The sequence below is a fragment of the Streptomyces cathayae genome, assembly GCF_029760955.1.
GTDB lineage: Bacteria > Actinomycetota > Actinomycetes > Streptomycetales > Streptomycetaceae > Streptomyces > Streptomyces cathayae.
The window spans coordinates 5,205,837-5,225,898 of sequence record NZ_CP121682.1; the positions used below are offsets into that span (position 1 = coordinate 5,205,837).

Sequence of the window (20,062 nt, forward strand, 5' to 3'; positions counted from 1 at the left end):
GCCTGCCCGGCTCGTGAGCCGGACCAGATGCTCGGAGCGACTCCGCGGTGTCATCGCGGGGTCGACCGTCAAGGAGAAGGCGGATGTTCAAGAAGGTTCGCCTCGTCGGTGAGTCGGAGCAGAACTGCTCCGGCGCGGGCGTCGGCGTCTCCTGCGGGAACCGCGTCATCGCCGGCGGCGAGAAGTCCTGACCCTCGTCGGTCGGGCGCGATGGCGCCTCTTTTTCGCAAAAGAGCGCGTTGCGGGCGTTTCATCTACCAACTGCCGCAAACGTCGCATAGATTGGCGACTGTCCGTGACCGGCCCAGTACGGGTCGTGTCGGAAGAGAATGGAGAGGTAATGCGCAAGTACCAGAAGGCCGCGGTCGTGATGGCCATGCTCGGCAGTGTCGGCTTCCTCGGTGCCGGTGTCAGCCACGCCGGTGGCGAGCCGGAGGTCGAGCTGAACAACTCGCAGACCACGACCTGTGTCCAGGACAACTCCGTCCAGGGGCTCATCAACATCGATGACATCAACCTGGCGGTCGGCCTGCTGGGTCTCGGTAACGCGGAGAACAAGGAGACCAACACGGTCTCCTGCGACTCCAACTTCGTCGTCGGCGGCAAGTGATCACAGCCGGCTGATCCGGGCAGGTCTCGGGGCTCGAACCCAGGTGTTCGAGCCCCGGGCCTGCCCGGTTTGTCGACCGGTCCAGGCGTGTGGAGCGGCCCCGTGGTTCAGCCGCGGTGGGTCGACCGTCAAGGAAGAAGGCAGATGTTCAAGTCGAAGAAGATCGCAGCGGCGGCGGGAGTCCTGGGGGGCTTCGTCCTGATCGGCGCCGGTGCCGTCCAGGCCTTCGGTGCCGAGGGCCCGGACAGCTGCACCAAGGACAGCGAGGGCGTCGTTCGCTGCGTGCAGGCGAACAATCAGAAGATCACGACCGACGAGTCCGGGAAGGTCCACTTCGTCAACGAGTCGAAGCAGAGCTGCTCCGGTGAGGGTGCCGAGGTCTCCTGCGTCAGCAGTGCCTCCTTCCCGGGTAAGAAGTCCTGACGTCTTCGTCGGCCGCAGGGTCGTTGTTCGCGTCGGCATCCCTCGCGACGGACCATCCGTGCAGTGGAGAGTGGCCGGAACCCGATACCGGGTCCCGGCCACTTTTCGCATGTCCGTCATCGGCGCGGCGTGGCGCCGATGGGCTGTGGCGCTGTGCGTTCGATGAGGACTGGAGGCGGTGAGGGCGGCGCGCATGGACGGCTCCGGGGCGGGGGTGAGGGCGAACCAATCCATGATTACCAGTAATCATGACTTTTGTCCGGAATTGCCGATGTGTGGGCGATTCCGGCCGTGAGGCGTGTGTGAGCGGGTTTCTGTGTGGCTGCGAGGCCGTTCCGGCCTCGGTCTCACGGGCTGCCGCGGGGCCGGAAAGCCACCGTGGACGGTCGAGGCGCTCGGCCCGGTGGCGGTACGCGTCGCGCCGGAACGAGGGAGGGCCAGCGTTCTTGCTGGCCAGAAGGTACTTGCGCCCCCGGCAGGACTCGAACCTGCGGCCAAGCGCTTAGAAGGCGCCTGCTCTATCCACTGAGCTACGGGGGCCCGGGTGTGGTGGCCACTGTCGCGGTGCCCGGGTGTGGCCGGTTCCTGACGTTGCCGGGGACAAGGATAGGGCTCCCGAGCCCCTGCCCCTGACGCTTCGCCTCCGTGGCTCGATGTGGAGGTCCGGTGAAGCGGTCCCGATAATCGCAGGCGGGTACGAATCGTGCACTGCTTTCGGCCCCTGGCGCATCGGGTGTTGTGCACTCGTTATGCCTCGCCCGCGCCCGCGCCCCAGTCGTCCCTTCCGTCCCTTGTATCCGATCGGCGCGCAGACATGCTCATATGCTTCAGAATTCCCCTGAAATTGGGCATTCTTCGCATGTGGTGACCTTGGACGTACGGCCTCAGCTGCTCGACGCACTCTCCGCCCTGCGCGACCGTGTCGCCGCCGCACGCTTCCCGCTGCCCCTGGCGGGGGCTCCCCGCGCGCGTGCCAACCGCGACGAACTGCTCGCGCAGCTCGACGACTACCTGGTACCCCGCCTGAGAGAGCCCCGAGCGCCGTTGCTGGCCGTCGTCGGGGGATCCACCGGGGCCGGCAAGTCCACCCTGGTGAACTCTCTGGTGGGGCGGCGGGTCAGTGAGGCGGGGGTGCTGCGGCCGACGACACGCACACCGGTGCTCGTCTGCCACCCGGAGGACCACCACTGGTTCAGCGGGATGCGGGTGCTGCCCGACCTCACCCGCGTGTGGGTGCCCCAGCAGGAGACCGAGGACCACCTGCTCCCCGGCGAGAACCCCGCGCGCGTGCTGCGCGTCGAGACCGTCGACAGCCTTCCGCCCGGCCTCGCCCTGCTCGACGCCCCCGACATCGACTCCCTCGTCTCCGACAACCGCGTCCTCGCCGCCGAACTCATCTGCGCGGCGGACATCTGGGTCATGGTCACCACCGCCGCCCGCTACGCCGACGCCGTCCCCTGGCGCATGCTGCGCGCCGCCAAGGAGTACGACGTCAGCCTCGTGACCGTCCTGGACCGGGTGCCCCATCAGGTGGTGTCCGAGGTGTCGCGGCAGTACGGTGCCCTGCTCACCAAGGCCGGACTCGGCCACGTACCGCGCTTCACCGTGCCGGAGCTGCCCGAGTCGGCCTGGGGCGGCGGGCTGCTGCCGGCCTCCGCCGTGGCGGCGCTGCGGACCTGGCTCGTCCACCAGACGCAGGACCCCGCCGCCCGCGAGCACGTCATGGCGCGGACCGCCCAGGGCGTCCTCGACTCCCTCAACTCCCGCATGCCGGAACTCGCCGGTGCCGCCGCCGCGCAGCACGCCGCCGCGCTGCGGCTCACCTCCGCCGTCGACGGGGCGTACGACAGCGAGCACTCGCGGCTGCGCGGTCGGCTGCAGGCCGGGGCCGTGCTCGCCGGCGACGCGCTCAAGCGGTGGCGCGCCTTTCCGCTCGACTGCACTCCCGTCGAACTCCTCGACACCCTCGTGGAGAGCCTGGGCGCCCTGCTGCTGTGCGCCGTCACCGCCGCCGACGAGCGGGTCGACGCCGCCTGGCGACGCGAACCGGCCGCGAACGCACCCGAGTTCACCGACCGTGACGGGGCGGTGGAAGGCGCCGAGCACCGGATCGGGCTGGCCGTACGGCGCTGGCGGCGCGAACTGGAGGAGTACGCCGAGGAAGAGGTACGCGAACTCGACCACGCCCCGGCGCCGGACCCCGAGACGGTCACCGCCCTGGCCGCCACCGCGTTGCTGAGCGGGCGCCGGGAGTGGACCGCGGGGGAGAAGCTCGCCGAACGGATCGGCGCGCACGGGGCGTTGCGGCTGCGCGACCGGGGCGGGCGGCTGCTTCTCCAGCACGTGAACCGGATCATGCACACCGAACGCGAGCGACGGCTCGCGCCGCTCGACGCGCTCGAGGTGCATCCCGAACCCCAGGCCGAACTCATCGCCGCGTTGTCCGTACTGCAGAAGGAGAGGTGAGCGGTGACCGCCGTCACTGACCAGGACCGCACCGAGCACCCTGAGCGTTCCGACCGCCCGGACGCGGAGGGCGGATCCCCCGAGGCCCAGGACGCGAAGGGCGGGTACGCGTACCGGGACGACGGGCACGAGGGGCACGAGGGGCACGAGGGGCGCGAGGGGCGCGAGGGGCACGAGGGGCGCGAGGGGTACGACGGGTACGGGGACGACACGGGCGACAGGGAGGGCGACGGGAGGCCCTCGAAGGGGCCGGCCTCGCAGGCTCCCTGGGACGACGGGCTGATCGCGCGGCGGGGGAGCAGGGCCGCCGGGACCGGGGCCGCCGGGACCGAGCGGTCCGCCGTGCTGGAGGCCCGTAAGCCCGCACCGCAGACCGTGACCCCCCTGGTGTACGACCCGCCGCTGCTCTCGCGGCTGGACGCGTTGCACGAGCTGGTGGGGCTGTCCCGGGCCCGGCTCGACAGCCGGACGCTGGCCGGGGCGGGCCGGGTCCTCGACGAGGCCACCGTGCGACGCCGGCTCTCCGGACAGCACACCGTGGTCGCCATCGCGGGCGCGACCGGCAGCGGCAAGTCACAGCTGTTCAACACGCTGGCCGGGGTCGCCATCTCGGAGACCGGCGTACGGCGGCCGACCACCGCCGCACCCATCGCGTGCAGTTGGAGCGACGGTGCCGCGAGCCTCATCGAACGGCTCGGCATCCCGCCCCGGTTGCGCCGCCGTCCGCTGCAGGCGATGGCGGACGCGGACGACCGGCTGCGCGGACTCGTCCTCGTCGATCTGCCGGACCACGACTCGGCGGCCGTGCAGCACCGCGAACAGGTGGACCGGGTCCTGGCCATGGTCGACGCGGTCATCTGGGTCGTCGACCCCGAGAAGTACGCCGACGCGATGCTGCACGAGCGCTATCTGCGGCCCATGGCCGCCCACGCGGAGGTCATGTTCGTCGTCCTCAACCAGATCGACCGGCTCCCCGGGGAGGCCGCCGAGCAGGTCCTGGACGATCTGCGGCGCCTGCTCGACGAGGACGGCATCGCCCTGGGCGAGTACGGAGAACCCGGCACGACGGTGCTCGCGCTGTCCGCGCTCACCGGCGACGGGGTCGACGAGCTGCGGGAGGCGCTGGGCCGGTTCGTGGCCGAACGCGGCGCCGCGGGCCGCCGTATCGGCGCGGACGTCGACGTCGCCGCCGCCCGGCTGCGGCCCGTCTACGCCCACCGCCGGTGGGCCGGGCTGAGCGAGGAGGCGCGGGAGGAGTTCTCGGACCGGCTCGCGGACGCCGTGGGCGCCGGCGCGGCGGGCGAGGCGGCCGAACGCGCGTGGCTGCGCAACGCCAACCGGGCGTGCGGCACCCCGTGGCTGCGGCTGTGGCGCTGGTGCCAGGACCGGGGCGGGCCGCCCACCGGGAAGTTCCCGCAGCGGACGCAGCCCGACCAGGAGGTCACGGCCCGGCAGCGGGTGGAGCAGGCGGTGCGCACGGTGTCCGACCGTGCCTCCCAGGGCCTGCCCGCGCCCTGGGCGCAGGCGGTGCGCGAGGCCGCCGTACGGGGCTCCCAGGGGCTGCCCGAGACGCTGGACGCCCTCGCCGTGCGCGCGAGCCTGCCGCCGGGGCGGCCGCCGCGGCCCGGGTGGTGGCCGGTGGCCGTGCTCGCCCAGGCGTCCATGACGATCCTGCAGTTCGTCGGCGGACTGTGGCTGCTGGGCCAGATCATCGGGTTCATGTCGCCGAACCTGGGGGTGCCGGTGCTGCTGATGGTGATCGGCATCGTCGGCGGGCCGCTCATCGAGTGGAGCTGCCGGATGGCCGCCCGCGGTCCGGCCCGGCGGCACGGGCAGGAGGCGGAGAGACGGTTGCGGGAGGCGGCCGCGGGGTGCGGACGGGCTCGCGTCCTGGACCCGGTGGCGGCGGAGCTGCTGCGGTACCGGGAGGTACGGGAACAGTACGGTCGGGTGGTGGGGGCGGGTGCCGGGGTGAACTGAGGCAGCGGCGCGGGTACCGGCAGAGGTACCGGTACCGGTACCTCTGCCGGTACCCGCGCCGTGACTCGTTCGGGTGGCGGAGTTCTCCACAGTGCGGTGGTGGTCCACAGGCCTCAGCGGGCCCGGCCCGGAGGGTGCAGTCTGACTCGCATCCGTACGGGACGGGCCCGTACGCGTATCCGCCCGGCGCCGGTGCCGGCGTCCGGACGGGGGAGGCAGGCGCGATGAACGAGACGACGATCTGCGCGGTGGGCAATGTGGCGACGCGGCCGGTGTACCGGGAGACGGCCTCCGGGCCGGTGGCGAGGTTCCGGCTGGCGGTCACCTCGCGGTACTGGAACCGGGAGAAGGAGAGCTGGGTGGACGGGCACACCAACTTCTTCACGGTGTGGGCCAACCGGCAGCTCGCCACCAACAGCATGGCCTCGCTGTCGGTGGGCGAACCCGTGCTGGTGCGGGGGCGGCTGAAGGTGCGTACGGAGACCCGTGAGGGGCAGCAGGGCCGGACCTCGGCGGACATCGAGGCGGTGGCGATCGGCCACGACCTGGCCCGGGGCACGTCGGCGTTCCGGCGTTCGGGCCGGCCGGAGCAGCAGGCCTCCCCGGACCGGCCGGAGCCGGCCTGGGAGACGGGAGCGGGCGGCACGGCCGCCTCCGGCGAGGGCGCCGGGACGGCCGAAGTGGCGGGTACGGCCGACGGGTCCGGGACCGTCGTCACCCAACGTGTACCGGAACCGGCCATGGTGACGTGATGTCAGCGGTCGGGCTCCGGTGACGGGGCTGACCGAAGTGCGGCTTATCGGCGATTGGGCGGGAAACGGCCCCGGGATGATTTGTCGACAAGTCCTGTTCGTCCCCGCCTCGGCGATAACGATTGCGAGTCGGATCATGCCTCCGAGCTGATCATCGGCAGGTGCGCTCCGAGGGCGTACTTAGGATGCCGGGCATGGCTCCCGGGGCTCTCGGGGCCGGTGATTCTGCTGGTGGGGCCCGTCCCCCCACGTCTGACGGGTCCCGCTCGGAGGGGAAATCGGTGTTTGCTGCGTTGTCTGTGTTCTCTGCGCGCCCTGTGTTGTCCGCGCCCCGGCGTGCGACGGTGACCCGTCTCGCCGCAGGGACGCTGGTGTCCGGACTCGTCGCCACCGGTGTGCTGGCCGGCGCCGGGACGGCTGCTGCCGCTTCCGGTACTTCCGGCACGGTGCGCGGTGAGGGAGGGGCGGCCGCCACGGGAGAGGGCCTGAAGACGTACGGCGAGGCCGTGATCCGCGGTGCCGCCGGGGACCAGCAGGTGTCGGCAGGGCTGTTCGAGATGTTCGTCGAGGGCGGCGGCATGCTGCAGACGTACGGCGTCGACATCCACACCCCCACGCAGACGGACGCGAAGTACTACGAGACCGCGTGGAGCGGCACCTCGCTGGGCGCCGACGAGGACGCGGGCCGGATCAGCTGGATCCTGCGCAACTCCTACCCCCAGGTGAACGACCTCGCGGCGCTCGCCGACCGGGCGGGCGTCCGGGGCCAGCTCACCGAGCAGGACGCGGCGGCCGGTACGCAGGTGGCGATCTGGCGCTACTCCGACGACGTGGACGTGGAGGCCGTGAACCCCCAGGCGGAGCAGCTCGCGGACTACCTGGAGAAGAGCGCCCGAAGCCAGCGGGAGCCGAGGGCGTCGCTGACCCTGGAGCCGCCGGCCGTCTCCGGCCGTCCGGGTGAACTGCTCGGCCCGGTGACGGTGCGCACGGGCGCGGACAGCGTGACGGTGTCACCGCCGGCGGACGCCGCCACGAGCGGGGTGCGGATCGTCGACCGGGACGGCGAGCCCGTCACCACGGTGGCGGACGGCGGCGAGGTGTTCTTCGAGATACCCGAGGACACGCCGGCGGACACGGTCGAGCTGACCGTGCAGGCCTCGACCACCGTGCCGGTCGGCCGGGCCTTCGCCTCCGACAGCCGCAGCCAGACCCAGATCCTGGCCGGCTCCAGCACCTCGACGGTCTCCGCGACGGCGAGCGCGACCTGGGCGGAGCGGGGCGCGATACCGGCCGTGTCCGCCCGGACGAACTGCGCCGAGGGCGGCGTCGACGTCACCGCCCTCAACCAGGACGACGAGCCCTTCACCCTCGAGCTCGCGGAGCGCGAGTACACCGTCGAGCCGGGTGAGTCCCACACGGTGACGGTCCCGCTGGCCGAGGACCGGGCGTACGACTTCACGGTCCTCGGCTCGGACGGCTTCGAGAAGCGGTTCACCGGCATGCTCGACTGCCGGACCCGGGCCGCCGAGACCGGCGTGGACGTCCAGACCCTCAGCGGGCCCACCCCCACCCCCCTCGGCGGCACGGCCGCCGACGTCAACCTCGCCGCGACCGGCGCCTCCAGCCTCACCCCCTGGATCGTCGGCACCGCCATCACCCTGGTCGTCCTCGGCGGCACGGCCCTGGTCATCACCCGCCAGCGCGAGACAGCCCGGGAGAGCTGAACCGACACGGTGGAGATCGCCCGGACCGCGGTGGGCATCGCCACCGGGACGCGGTCTGCCAGAGTGCGCCACCCGGTGCCGGCAGGTGTTGTGGTGCGCGGGAGGGGGCGGGATGAGCGTGGTGTGGGCGGCGACGTCACCGGAATCGGCGCGGTTCCACCCGGTTGAGAGACGTTCAGAGGTGAAGGATCTGTCAGATCGCTTCAACAGCCTGCGTTCCCGTGGTCAGGGGTACGTCGAGGTTCGGTCGCCGCACAGGGAGTTCCCGGTGCTGATCCTGGCTTTTCGAGATGATCACGCGGTCGTCCATCTGATGAGCGACGCTGAGCGGATGTCTCTGCTCGTGGGAGACGGCACCGTGCCCTCGGGGACCAAGGTCGAAGTCCCGATCATGGACGACCTCGCCGCGTTCGCCGGCGACTTTGTCCTGGGTGCCGAGTGCCGATCGGGCATGGGGCCTGGTGCACCACTTCATCCGGACGGGCCGTGGGAGGTCTGCCCGGTTCCGGGGTTGTTCCGCTGACAGCCGACGGTGACATCAGTGAGGGCGGACAGCCATGACCACCGGCAGCCACGTCCGGCACCTCTGCGTGCGGTGGGCCGCAGCCACGCCGGAGAAGCAGGACGTTGGTCGACAAGACGGCCGCAGGCGACGGTCGCCCAGGGGCAGTCGTGGTTGTGCTGAGGGGCTGCCCGCGAATTCACCAGGAGTGAGATCGCGTTCGACCGCGGCCGAGAAGCTTCCGGATCAGCAGGAACGTGCCCACGGCGATCAGAGCCGCCCCTATGAGGAGCAAGGCCATCCCGACGGCGATCAGGAACGTCCCGATGAGGATCAGGAGTGCTCCCATCAGGACCAAGAGCGTTCCGATGATGAGGAGAAAGATCGCGAGGACGATCACGGTTGCCTCCTGTCCTCCCTCCCGCTCCCACCCCTTCCCCGCTGCCGTGCAAACACTCTGCTTCACGGTCACCAACGGCTTGTCGCAGCCGAGAGGCCATCCCCGGTCCGCTGGTTTTCGATCAGGACCGGTGCCGGGCCGTCTCTGGGGCGTGCGAGGCCGGCCGACGTCGGCCGGCAACGACAGAAGCCCACGGCGTCTGAACCGGTCAGAGCCATGGGCTTCTCCGGTTCTGCCGGTCAGCCGGACCGATGATCAGTAGCCCGGCCACTGAGCACGGTTGCCGGCGCTTGCCACGCCCATGAGGCTCCACCGGCCTCACGTCTTGGTGATCTCCCGCGACCGCTGGGTGATCCACACGTAGCCCGCCAGTCCGAGCGAGCCACGCACCATGAAGTCGGCCCACAACTGCATGAGCTCACCGGCATCCTCCCTCCGCAGGACCACCGACAAGGCCAGGGCGGTGAGGACTCCCGCGATCGCCAGGGTCGAAGCGTAGGTGACCAAGCCACCGTGGTGGGGTCCCAGCCTTGTACCCAGGAGCCCGGAGGGGATTTGCACGAGCACGTGGAAGCCCACGCAGTAGAACAGCAACCCGGCGAAGATCACGATCGGGGGGATGTCTGCCGAAGGGTCGTCGGCTGGTGCTGCGCCGTAGGCATCGAGAGCCCAGGCCGGAGGGATCACGTAGGTGAACAGCAGGATCGTGCCACTCAGATGCATGGCGCCGAGGTGACGTGCGACCCGGCGGAGGAGGCCTTGGGGCAAGACGCTCGGTCCGAGCGGACCAGTCATACCTGTGTTCACGCGACCCCCTGGCCCCTGACAGCGTCCCTCTGTCCCAGCGGCACAGTACAGCCACCGGTCAGGCCGCTTCCGCGCTGATCGACCAGCGGCGGTCGTGGTGATCGCCCGCTGAGTCGTCCGAGGCCGTCGAAGACGACCGACGGCGACCGACGGCGACCGACAGTGACGGATGAGCCTCAGGTGCCACCAGCGAAACCACAGGTCAGCGCCCCCTGGTCAGATGGGTTTCCCCCTGGGGGTGGCGGTCGGGCAAGATGGGGTGTATCTGCCCACTGCCTGATTTCAAGCTGCCGGACGGTTTCTCTTGGCTGAGTTCATTTACACCATGCGCAAGGCGCGTAAGGCGCACGGCGACAAGGTGATCCTCGACGACGTCACCCTGAGCTTCTACCCCGGGGCGAAGATCGGTGTCGTCGGTCCGAACGGTGCCGGTAAGTCGACCGTTCTGAAGATCATGGCGGGGCTGGAGCAGCCGTCCAACGGCGAAGCCTTCCTCACCCCCGGTTACACCGTGGGCATCCTGCTGCAGGAGCCCCCGCTGAACGAGGAGAAGACCGTCCTGGAGAACGTCCAGGAGGGTGTCGCCGAGGTCAAGGGCAAGCTCGACCGGTTCAACGAGATCGCCGAGCAGATGGCGACCGAGTACACCGACGAGCTCATGGACGAGATGGGCAAGCTGCAGGAGCAGCTCGACCACGCAGGCGCCTGGGACCTCGACGCCCAGCTGGAGCAGGCCATGGACGCCCTGGGCTGCCCGCCCGGCGACTGGTCCGTGGCCAACCTCTCCGGTGGTGAGAAGCGCCGCGTCGCGCTCTGCAAGCTGCTGCTCGAGGCGCCCGACCTGCTGCTCCTCGACGAGCCCACCAACCACCTCGACGCCGAGTCGGTGAACTGGCTGGAGCAGCACCTCGCCAAGTACGAGGGCACCGTCGTGGCCGTCACCCACGACCGGTACTTCCTGGACAACGTCGCCGGCTGGATCTGCGAGGTCGACCGCGGCCGGCTGCACGGCTACGAGGGCAACTACTCCAAGTACCTCGAGTCCAAGGCCGCCCGCCTCAAGGTCGAGGGTGCCAAGGACGCCAAGCGGCAGAAGCGCCTCAAGGACGAGCTCGAGTGGGTCCGCTCCAACGCCAAGGGACGTCAGGCCAAGTCCAAGGCCCGCCTGGCCCGGTACGAGGAGATGGCCGCCGAGGCCGACAAGATGCGGAAGCTGGACTTCGAGGAGATCCAGATCCCGCCGGGCCCGCGGCTGGGCAGCATCGTCGTCGAGGTGAACAACCTCAGCAAGGGCTTCGACGAAAAGCTGCTGATCGACGACCTCAGCTTCACGCTGCCGCGCAACGGCATCGTCGGCATCATCGGCCCGAACGGCGCCGGCAAGACCACGCTGTTCAAGATGCTCCAGGGCCTCGAGGAGCCCGACTCCGGGTCGATCAAGGTCGGCGACACCGTCAAGATCTCCTACGTGGACCAGAACCGCGCCAACATCGACCCCAAGAAGACGCTCTGGGCGGTCGTGTCGGACGAGCTGGACTACATCAACGTGGGCCAGGTCGAGATGCCCTCGCGGGCGTACGTCTCCGCCTTCGGGTTCAAGGGGCCGGACCAGCAGAAGCCCGCCGGTGTCCTCTCCGGCGGTGAGCGCAACCGGCTGAACCTCGCGCTCACCCTCAAGCAGGGCGGCAACCTGCTGCTCCTCGACGAGCCGACCAACGACCTCGACGTCGAGACCCTCAGCAGCCTGGAGAACGCGCTGCTGGAGTTCCCCGGGTGCGCCGTGGTCATCTCCCACGATCGGTGGTTCCTGGACCGTGTCGCCACGCACATCCTCGCCTACGAGGGCGAGTCCAAGTGGTTCTGGTTCGAGGGCAACTTCGAGTCGTACGAGAAGAACAAGGTCGAGCGGCTCGGACCGGACGCCACGCGTCCGCACCGCGCCACCTACAAGAAGCTGACCCGGGGCTGATCTCTTGCGGCACATCTACCGCTGCCCGCTGCGCTGGGCGGACATGGACGCGTACGGCCACGTCAACAACGTGGTGTTCCTCCGCTACCTGGAGGAAGCGCGTATCGACTTCCTGTTCCGCCCGGAGAAGGACTTCCAGCAGGGGTCCGTGGTGGCGCGCCACGAGATCGACTACAAGCGGCAGCTCGTCCACCGGCACACGCCCGTGGACATCGAGCTGTGGGTCACGGAGATCCGGGCGGCGTCCTTCACCCTCACCTACGAGGTGAAGGACGGCGACCAGATCTACGTCCGGGCCTCCACGGTGATCGTGCCGTTCGACTTCGAGGCCCAGCGTCCGCGCCGTATCACCGCGGAGGAGAAGGAGTTCCTCCTGGAGTACACGGACGGCGGGGGCGGTGAGGGCGACGGGGACGCCGACGCCGATCAGGAGGAGGCCGTCGCGGCATGACGGTGCTCCACCTCGCCGACGGGAGGGAGGCCGCGGATCTCGCGGCCTTCCTCTCCCGGCTGCTCCACTACGACCGTGCGGCCGCCGTGCGCCTTCAGGCGTCGGGCACCGCACTGGCCGTGTTCGGCCGCCCTCCCTCCTTCGAGGTGCTGGCGATCCGCTCCGTGCGGCTGGCCAAGCCGTACGAGGACGGTCTCGAGGTCACCCTGGACGTGACCGTGTCCGCCGGTGAGCTGCTGGAATCGGTGGACGAGACGGCCGGCACCGCCGCGGTGCCGGCCGCGGTGACCGGGCCGCCGTGGGCCGGTGTGCTGCCCCCGCGCGGGGGCTGGCGGGCCGAACCGGGGCTGCCCGCACCGGACGCCCTGCGCGCGCTGGTCGCCGCCGCGGTCACCGAGTTCCGGACGCGGACCGAGGCGCTGACCGCCGAGTCGCGCACCCGGGCCGAACTCGACCGGATCGGGCGGGAGATCTGGTCCCGCACGGTCGGCCGGAGCGACCTCCCGGTGCGGGCCGTGCACGCGGCCCAGTCACTGGGCTTCCTCCGGCCCCTCGGACCCGTCGACACGGACGGCGAGCCCGTGCTGCTCGCCTCCGGTGCCTGGCTCCGGCTGCGGACGCCGTACGGGTCCGTCGCCCTGCGGCGCGCAGGGCTCGGGGCGCTCGGTCTCAGCGTGCGCTGAGGCAGCCCCCGCCCGCCGCCCTCTTCAGGCTTCAGTCCTCTCTTCAGGCCTCGGTGCGCTCACTGTCGTCGGGGCGGACGGCTATGTGGTCCGGTTCCAGTTCCAGGGCGACGCGGTCGCGCATGCCCAGGGTCCGGGTGTAGTCGGCGGGGAGCTGGAGGCGGCCGGCCCGGTCGAGCATGGCGTACTCGCGGGCGACGACGGTCTCGTGACCGGTGGCGGCGTCGACCTCGCTGCGGCGCAGGACCTCGGTGGAGGTGCGGCCGTCGCGGATGGCGACCGTGCGGCGGACCTCGCCGGCCACCGCCTGGTCGTGGGTGACGATCACGATGGTCGTGCCGAGCCGCTCGTTCGCGGTGCGGAACGCGGCGAAGATCTGTTCCGCGGTGTGCGAGTCCAGTTCGCCGGTCGGCTCGTCGGCGAGCAGCACCGACGGATCGTTGGCGAGGGCCACGGCGATGGCGACGCGCTGCTGCTGGCCGCCGGACATCTGGTGCGGGTGCCGGTCGCGGCAGTCGGCGACCTCCAGCAACTCCAGCAGTTCCAGGACGCGTTCGGCGCGGGCCCGACGGGCGGAGCGCCCCCGGGCGGCGGCGCGCAGACGCATCGGCAGGGCGACGTTCTGCGCCGAGGTCAGATACGGCAGCAGGTTGCGGGAGGTCTGCTGCCAGACGAAGCCGACGACCTCGCGGCGGTAGGCGAGACGGTCCTTCGCGGTCATCGCGAGCAGGTCGCGGCCCGCGACCCGGGCCGCGCCGGCGGTGGGGGTGTCCAGACCGGCCAGGATGTTCATCAGGGTCGACTTGCCGCTGCCGGACGCGCCCACGAGAGCCATCAGCTCGCCCTCGCGCACCAGGAGGTCGAGGCCCTGCAGGGCCTGCACCTCCACGCCGTCCGCGGTGAAGACCCGGACCAGACGGTCGCAGGTGATGAGCGCGTCATGGCCGAAGGCGGGACGCTCGCGGTCGGCGGCGACCCGGTGGGCGAGCTCGGCCAGCGTGGGATCCGTGGGACCCGTGGGATCCGTCGGCGTCGGGGTCGTCGGGGGCATCGTGCAGCACCTCCTGGAAGGGGACCGGCAGGGGCCGGGTTCGGCGGGAGCGGGTCCGTACGGTCAACGGGCGTCACCCGCCCGCAGTTCGCGCACCGCGTCCCGGCGGCCCGTCCACCAGGCCTGTACCGCCGCGATCCCGACGGTGAGCACGACCACCGCCAGAGCGGGCACCAGCAGCGACACCGGGTCGGTGAGCAGGGTGGCCCGGCCCGCCGGGGACCTGGTCGCCGGGAGGGCGACGGCCGTCAGGTCGATGCCGGGGGCGAGCAGCCGGATCGTCGCCCACGCCGTGAGGGTGCCGCCGGCCGCCGCGAGCAGGGCCTGCGGCAGGGACTCCAGGACGAGCAGGCGGCGGCCCTGGGCGCGGGTGAGGCCCATGGTGCGCAGGCGGGCCAGGAGCGCGGCCCGTTCGGGGGCGGCCCGCACCAGGGTCAGCAGCAGGGCGAGCACGGCGTACCCGGCGCCCGCCGCCACCGCCGCGGTGTAGACGCGTTCGGCGCCGGACTGGAGGGGCGAGTCGACGTATCCGGCGCGTTCCTCGGCGCGCACCCGGACCGACGTCCCGCCACCGTCCGCCGCCCGGCGCAGCGCGGCCCCGTCCACCCGGTCGCCGGTCACCAGCAGCGCGGTCGGGCGGGCGGCGCGGTCCGAGAGCGCGGACCGGTCCACCACCAGGAACTTTTCGCCGACGACGGCCGGGGTCCGCTCCCGCACCCGTACGATCCGCACGGTGATCGAGCTGCCGTCCTCCATGCGCACCGCGAAGGGCCGGGTGCCGTGGCGGTCGGCGACCCCGGGGGAGGCCACGGCGGGCAGGGTGTCCGACCCGCCCGGTGCCAGGACGTTCCGGTCGAAGGCGCCGATGCCGGTGTGCCGGGTGAGGGCCGCGTAGCCGGCCGGGTCGACGCCGGCCACCGGGACCGTGTCCTCGGGGGACCGGGCGTGGTCGGCGACGCTGACGGCGGTGACCTCCCGGACGCCGGGTGCCCGGCGGACCCGGTCGGGAAGGCCGGCGGGCAGGACGTGGAGCGCGTTCACGCGGGCGTCGGCGCCGACCGTGAGCAGGGCCGCCCGGTCCCGGGCGTCGGCCACGCCGCCGATCACGGAACCACCGAAGGCGGCCGTGGTCAGCGCGGTGAGCAGGGCCAGCAGGGGCAGTACCGCGGAACCGGCGGCACGGCCCGCGCGGGCCAGGGCCAGCGGGCCGACCACACCCCGCAGCCGTGCCGCCGGGCGGGCCAGCCCGCGCAGGGGCAGCGGGTACAGCCGTACCAGCACCAGCGCGGCGATCACGCCCACCAGAACCGGGGCCAGGGACACCAGGTGGTCCCCGGAGGCGTCCGGCCCGCCCGACGTGCCGCGGGTGCGCAGCGCCACGACCGCGCCCACCGCCAGGGCGAGCAGGGTGAGTTCGGCGACCGTGCGGCGCGGTGCGGGGCGGGCCGCGGCGACGTCCCGGCGCCCGGTGTGCGCGCGGACGGCGCGGTGCGCGACGAGGGCCCGCAGGGGCAGGGCCAGGCAGGCGAGGAGCGCGACGGCGCCGGCGGCGGCCACGGAGTACGCCGGCCGGGCCTCGCGGACCGTGAGCCAGGCCGCGGCCAGTCCGAGGGCGGCCGCGGGCACGGCGACCACCGCGGTCTCCGCCAGCAGCCGGCCGGTGACGCCGGGCAGGGAGCCGCCGCGGGCGCGCAGCAGGGTGAGTTCGCCGCCGCGCCGGTCGGCGGCGAGGCCGCCCGCCATGAGCAGGACGACGGCGGCGACCGTGCCGGTGCCGAAGGCGGCGACGGAGACCAGCGGGCCGATGGCGGCGCGCAGCCCGGCGTGGCCGGTGAGCACGTCGTCCAGTTCGCTGTGCGCCCTGAGGTCGAGTGCGGTGGCCTCCCGCATCCGCTGGAGGACCGGACCGGACTCCACGGCCGCGACGGCGGACGTCAGCCGGGGCATGTCGTAGCCGTGCAGGTCGGGGACGGACGGGGCGAGCCCCCAGTACCGCACGGGCTTCCCGGCCGTGCTCAGCAGGGCGGGGGCCGCGTCCGGCGGCAGCAGCAGCGCACCCATCCAGTACTGCCGGACGTCGGGGTCGCCGGGGAGGATCGTCAGGCCCGGGGTGCGCATCAGGGGGTCGGTCGACCAGTACGCGCCCTCGGGGTCGAGCGGTGCGACGATGCCGGTGATCCGTACTTCGAGGGGAGCGCGCGCCACACCGGGGAACGTCAGGACGGAGCCCACCTCGATGTTCAGGTCCCCTGCCGTGTCGGTGGTGACGGCGCCCTCGATCCGGGTGGTCGCCGCGGTCACGGTGTCCGGGACCTTCGGCAGCCGGCCCGCGCGCAGCCGGGAGTGGTCGGCGAGCCCGTCCTGCGCGAGGAGGTGGAGCTGCGCGGGCAGCCCGTCCGGCCGGGGCAGCCAGGGTTCGGACATCTTCTGGGCCTCGGAGGTGCGCACACCGGAGGAGGACCGGTGCGGGTCGAGGGGCAGGGACCGTCCGGCCAGGGCGAGCAGCTCGGACCGGTGGGCGCGGAGCACGTCCCCGCGCACGGCCGCCTCCTGCTCCTCCCGGGACAGGCCCGGGTCGGGCAAGGAAGCCGCCAGCTGCACGCCGGTGCTGTCCGGTCCGGCCGTCTCGAGGGCCCGGTGCAGGCCCGCGTCGCCGTACCGGTCGACCGCGCGCGGCAGCACGGCGGCCAGGAACGCGGTCACGGCCACCAGCAGCGCCAGCGCGAGCGCGGCCCCGGGCGCGGCCCGCAGGCGGGTGCGTACCCAGGGGGCGGCCACGCACGGCCTCGGGGACCGGACGGTCACCTCAACCACCTCCCCGTTCCCGCAGCGAGGCCACCGGGTCGACCCTGCGCACCGCCAGGACGGCGGTGACCAGCAGCGGGACCACGGCTATGGCGGCCAGCAGCAGGGCCACCCGCCCGGTCGGCAGTTCCACCAGGACCTCCGGCACCGGTCGGGCCGCCTCGGACGTCAGCATGATCAGCGGGATCACGGCCCGCGCCAGCACCGTGCCCCACAGCACGCCCACCGCCGACGCCAGGGCGACCAGCACCCCGTGCTCGAGGATCACCACCCGGGCCAGCCGCCGCCGTGAGGCGCCCAGGGCGCGCAGCACCGCGAACTCGGCGGACCGCTCCCGCAGCGCCCCGGCCGCGCTCACCGCGAACCCCACCGCCGTCAGCGCCGCCGCCGCGAGGGCCGCCGCGGTGAACGCCGCCTCGGGCCCCGCGCCGAACGGATCGTCGCGCAGCCGGTCGGCGATCTCGTCCCGCACCACCACCCGGGACGGTTCGACGTCGGGCCGGTCCCGCAGCGCCGCGGCCACCCGCGCCGACGCGCCCGGCGCGGTCCGCAGCCACCACTCGGTGGGCAGCACGCTCTCGCCCTCGCTGCTCTGGAGCACCCGGTTGACGGCCCGCAGGTCCAGCAGCAGGGCCCCGCCGTCGCCGCTGCCCCCGGTCGGCGCGGACGGCAGCCCCCGTACCGCGTGGGTGATCCGCACCGGCAGGGTGGAGCCGCCGATCGTCACGTCCACGCGCTCCCCGGGGCGGGCGCCCGTCGAGGCCAGATAGCGGTCGGTGGCGATCGCGGTGACCTCGGCCGTCCCCGGCTGCGGGATCTGCAGCCGGACGGTGAGCGACGGGGGGTTCCAGAAGCCGTCCCCCGGACCGTGGCCGGTGGTGTAGGCGAAGGTGGGCGGGTCGGTGGCGGTGAGCCGGGGGGAGGTCGGCTCGGTGCCCGTGTCGGGGGCGGTCCCCGTGACCGTGAGCTGCGAGGACGATGCCCAGTCGGCGGGCAGGGCGAGGGGCCGGGCCCGGCCGTCGGCGTCCGTGGCGGTCAGCCCGGTCAGGGTGAACCGGTGGTTCTCGGACTTTCCGGTCGGCTGGACCAGGTCGAGCTGGAGTCCGGTCAGGGTCAGTCCCCCCGGTTGCCCCGGTTCTCCCGGTTGCCCCGGTTTTCCGGGGGACGCCTCGGCGACCGTGGTGAGGTCGAGGGCCAGCGGGTGGGTCCGGCCGTCGGCGCGGAGCCGGCCCAGGCCCCACCTGTACGGGGTTCCGTAGGGGTCGGTCAGGGTGGCCCTGACACCGGCCGTGGTCCCGGCGCCCGCGCCCCGGATCCGGGCCGTCAGCGTCAGGCGCGCGGTGCCCTCGGGTATCGGTACCCCCGCCGTCCCGCCCTTCGGCGCCAGGTCCTCCAGGAACGGGCCGACCGGCTCGGGGGCGAGGTCGGAACGCATCAGCACCGTGTCCGCCGCATGCTCGGTGGCCAGCGCGAGCACGGTCGCCGTCCGGTCGCCGGACAGCGGCACCGACGCACGGTACGCGGGCGCGGCCGCCTCGACACCGGGGACGGCCGCGTACGCCCCGGTGCGGCCCGGTTCGCTCGCCCCGGCGCCCAGGACACGCACCTGCGCGCCGGCCCGGAAGTCCGCCTGGTCGTCCTGCGAACGCTGCCACGAGGAGCCCTGGCCGATCGCCAGCATGCCCAGCGCCACCGCGAGCACCAGCAGCAGGACCGGGCCCGCGCCCCGCATCGGCCGACGGCTGAACCGCCAGCCCGCCAGAGCCCCCGGCAGCCCCCGGCCGCGGGCCGCCCCGCGCTCCGCCAGCCGCGCCAGCGGCGGCAGCAGCCGCAGCGTGAGCACGGTGCCGGCCAGCAGGGCCAGCGCGGGGGCCGTGACGAGCAGCGGGTCGACACCGAGGTGGGCGCCGACCGCCCCGGAGGGCTGACGGCTCAGCTGCCAGTACGCCACGGCGGCCACCGCCAGCAGCCCCACATCCCCGCCCGCGCGGACCGCGCCGGGCAGCGGCCGGGCCCGGCCGGCCGTGAAGGAGGAGGTGAGCGCGGGCACCGTGACGGCCAGCGCGCAGCCCACCGCCACTGCCGCCGCCACCAGCCACACGGAGCCGCGTCCGGCCACCGGACCGACCGAGGTGTCCAGGTGCAGCCCGATCCGGGCGAGCGCGCCCTGCCCGGCGAGCAGCCCGGTGAGCGGTCCCGCCAGCAGCGGCGCACAGGCCGCCGAGGGCACCGCCAGCAGCAGCGCCTCCAGGGCGGCGAGCCGGGCCACCTGGGCGCGGGAACCGCCGCGCGCCCGCAGCACCCGGGTCTCGCCCGCGCGTTCGGCACTCAGCAGCCGGGCCACCAGGAACAGGGCGCAGCCGGCCAGCAGGACCAGCTGGAGGGCGATGATCAGCAGGGTCGAGCGGGAGACCAGCAGTGAGCGTTCGACCCGGTCCAGGACGGCGGGCAGGGCACTCGTCGCCTGCGCCGAACCGCCCAGCGCCGGATCCTCGCGCAGGGCGGCGACGCCGTCGCGTACCGCCGTGCGCAGCGCGTCGATCCGCCCGGTGTCCACCGCCGCGAAGTCGGCCGACGCGAGCCACGCCGAGGTGCCGGCGCTGACCCGGTCGCCGCCGAGCACCGAGGGGTCGGCGAGCAGCGGGCCGTACGTCGTGAAGTCCACCTCGACGACGCCGCGGCCGTGCAGGCCGTCCAGTTGCCAGTAGGGCGCGGTGGCGTCCACGGGCCGGTACAGGCCGGTGATCCGCACCTGGACCGCGGGGCCGCCGAGCCGGTCGGTGAGGGTGAGCCGGGCGCCGGGTTCCAGACCGAGGCGGCGGGCGGCGGCCTCCGGCAGCGCGGTCTCGATCACCGGGCCGGCGGACGCCCCGGGCGGCCGGCCCCCGACGATCCGCACCTGGGTGCGGTCCAGGGCGGCGAGGTGGGTGAGGTCGGGGGTGTCGGAGGTGCCGGAGGTGTCCCGGTCGCCGGAGGGGGCACCGGGGTCCGCGCCACCCGCGCCGGGGTCCGCAGGCCCGTCCGCGGGCCGCAAGGACGCGGGCAGGGCGTACGGGCCGGAGCGGGACAGGGTGCGCAGGGTCACCGGCAGCCCGTCGAAGGCGGCACGGGCGCCGTCCCGCACGGCGGCGCCGGCCGCGGCGCGCTCCCGCGCGGGGACGTCCGCCTCGACGACGAGGGTGGTGTCGGCCGCGCCCCGCGGGTCGCGCAGGGCGTGCCGCAGGGCCGCGTCGCCGATCGCACCGGAGTACGCCGTGAGGGTCGTCAGCACCGCCGTGGTCAGCAGGACGGTGAGCAGCGCGGCGGCGAGCAGCGGCCGGTACGCCCGGGCACGCGCCAGGACGAACCCCACCGTCCCCGCAGGGCTCCCCACCCGAGACTCCCCCTGTGTCGGTCCGGACCTCCGGGTGATCGTGTCAGAGGGGGCCCGTCACGGGGT

Annotated in this window: 15 protein-coding genes and 1 tRNA gene; 10 read left to right on the forward strand and 6 right to left on the reverse strand. The window is 73.2% G+C overall.

The features are described 5' to 3' along the window. Positions 1-340 precede the first annotated feature (340 nt). Together PYS65_RS23795 and PYS65_RS23800 are read left to right on the forward strand one after the other, a co-directional pair. Positions 341-610 carry a hypothetical protein gene (locus PYS65_RS23795; protein WP_279335971.1) on the forward strand — a complete coding sequence of 90 codons (270 nt, stop codon included), beginning with the start codon at positions 341-343 and terminating at the stop codon, positions 608-610. Between the two features lie 144 nt (positions 611-754). Further along, the gene (locus PYS65_RS23800) at positions 755-1,033 is read left to right on the forward strand and encodes a hypothetical protein (protein ID WP_279335972.1); all 279 of its coding nucleotides are present in this window, start codon (positions 755-757) and stop codon (positions 1,031-1,033) included. Positions 1,034-1,500: 467 nt separating this feature from the next. On the opposite strand, the gene PYS65_RS23805 is transcribed toward PYS65_RS23800, so the two are convergent. Further along, positions 1,501-1,573 (reverse strand) — tRNA-Arg (locus PYS65_RS23805). Between the two features lie 321 nt (positions 1,574-1,894). On the opposite strand from PYS65_RS23805, the gene PYS65_RS23810 reads away from it, so the two are divergent. The 5 genes from PYS65_RS23810 (at position 1,895) to PYS65_RS23830 (ending at position 8,478) form a co-directional block, all read left to right on the forward strand. Continuing rightward, a complete protein-coding gene (locus PYS65_RS23810; RefSeq protein ID WP_279335973.1) occupies positions 1,895-3,499 on the forward strand; it encodes a dynamin family protein in 1,605 nt (534 codons plus the stop codon). A 3-nt stretch (positions 3,500-3,502) separates the two neighbouring features. Next, complete coding sequence (locus PYS65_RS23815; protein WP_279335974.1) at positions 3,503-5,479, forward strand: YfjP family GTPase; 1,977 nt, start codon at positions 3,503-3,505, stop codon at positions 5,477-5,479. 224 nt (positions 5,480-5,703) lie between these two features. After that, on the forward strand, positions 5,704-6,231 hold the full coding sequence (locus PYS65_RS23820) for a single-stranded DNA-binding protein (RefSeq protein WP_279335975.1): 528 nt from the start codon (positions 5,704-5,706) through the stop codon (positions 6,229-6,231). 299 nt (positions 6,232-6,530) lie between these two features. Beyond that, positions 6,531-7,955: a TQXA domain-containing protein gene (locus PYS65_RS23825; RefSeq protein ID WP_387038754.1), complete on the forward strand. Its 1,425-nt coding sequence runs from the start codon at positions 6,531-6,533 to the stop codon at positions 7,953-7,955. A 112-nt stretch (positions 7,956-8,067) separates the two neighbouring features. Next, complete coding sequence (locus PYS65_RS23830; protein WP_279335977.1) at positions 8,068-8,478, forward strand: hypothetical protein; 411 nt, start codon at positions 8,068-8,070, stop codon at positions 8,476-8,478. A 178-nt stretch (positions 8,479-8,656) separates the two neighbouring features. On the opposite strand, the gene PYS65_RS23835 is transcribed toward PYS65_RS23830, so the two are convergent. Continuing rightward, positions 8,657-8,857: a hypothetical protein gene (locus tag PYS65_RS23835; protein ID WP_279335978.1), complete on the reverse strand. Its 201-nt coding sequence runs from the start codon at positions 8,855-8,857 to the stop codon at positions 8,657-8,659. A gap of 318 nt (positions 8,858-9,175) precedes the next feature. Beyond that, positions 9,176-9,580 carry a hypothetical protein gene (locus PYS65_RS23840; RefSeq protein WP_279335979.1) on the reverse strand — a complete coding sequence of 135 codons (405 nt, stop codon included), beginning with the start codon at positions 9,578-9,580 and terminating at the stop codon, positions 9,176-9,178. Positions 9,581-9,968: 388 nt separating this feature from the next. Here PYS65_RS23840 and ettA point away from each other — a divergent pair, with 388 nt between their 5' ends. From ettA to PYS65_RS23855, 3 genes are read left to right on the forward strand one after another with little or no spacing between them, the layout of a single operon-like run. Next, positions 9,969-11,633 carry an energy-dependent translational throttle protein EttA gene (ettA, locus tag PYS65_RS23845; protein ID WP_279335981.1) on the forward strand — a complete coding sequence of 555 codons (1,665 nt, stop codon included), beginning with the start codon at positions 9,969-9,971 and terminating at the stop codon, positions 11,631-11,633. A 4-nt stretch (positions 11,634-11,637) separates the two neighbouring features. Beyond that, entirely contained in the window at positions 11,638-12,084 is a 447-nt protein-coding gene (locus PYS65_RS23850) for an acyl-CoA thioesterase (protein ID WP_279335982.1), read from the forward strand. Further along, positions 12,081-12,767 (forward strand): DUF8010 domain-containing protein, encoded by a 687-nt coding sequence (locus PYS65_RS23855; protein ID WP_279335983.1) that lies wholly within the window; start codon positions 12,081-12,083, stop codon positions 12,765-12,767. Before PYS65_RS23850 ends, PYS65_RS23855 begins: the two co-directional genes overlap by 4 nt. Positions 12,768-12,810: 43 nt before the next feature. On the opposite strand, the gene PYS65_RS23860 is transcribed toward PYS65_RS23855, so the two are convergent. The 3 genes from PYS65_RS23860 to PYS65_RS23870 all read right to left on the reverse strand — a co-directional run bounded on the left by PYS65_RS23860 (position 12,811) and on the right by PYS65_RS23870 (position 19,996). Next, entirely contained in the window at positions 12,811-13,818 is a 1,008-nt protein-coding gene (locus PYS65_RS23860; RefSeq protein WP_279335984.1) for an ABC transporter ATP-binding protein, read from the reverse strand. Between the two features lie 63 nt (positions 13,819-13,881). Next, complete coding sequence (locus PYS65_RS23865; RefSeq protein WP_279335985.1) at positions 13,882-16,623, reverse strand: FtsX-like permease family protein; 2,742 nt, start codon at positions 16,621-16,623, stop codon at positions 13,882-13,884. A gap of 1 nt (position 16,624) precedes the next feature. Then, positions 16,625-19,996, reverse strand: a complete 3,372-nt coding sequence (locus PYS65_RS23870) for an ABC transporter permease (protein ID WP_279335986.1) — start codon at positions 19,994-19,996, stop codon at positions 16,625-16,627. Positions 19,997-20,062: the final 66 nt, after the last annotated feature.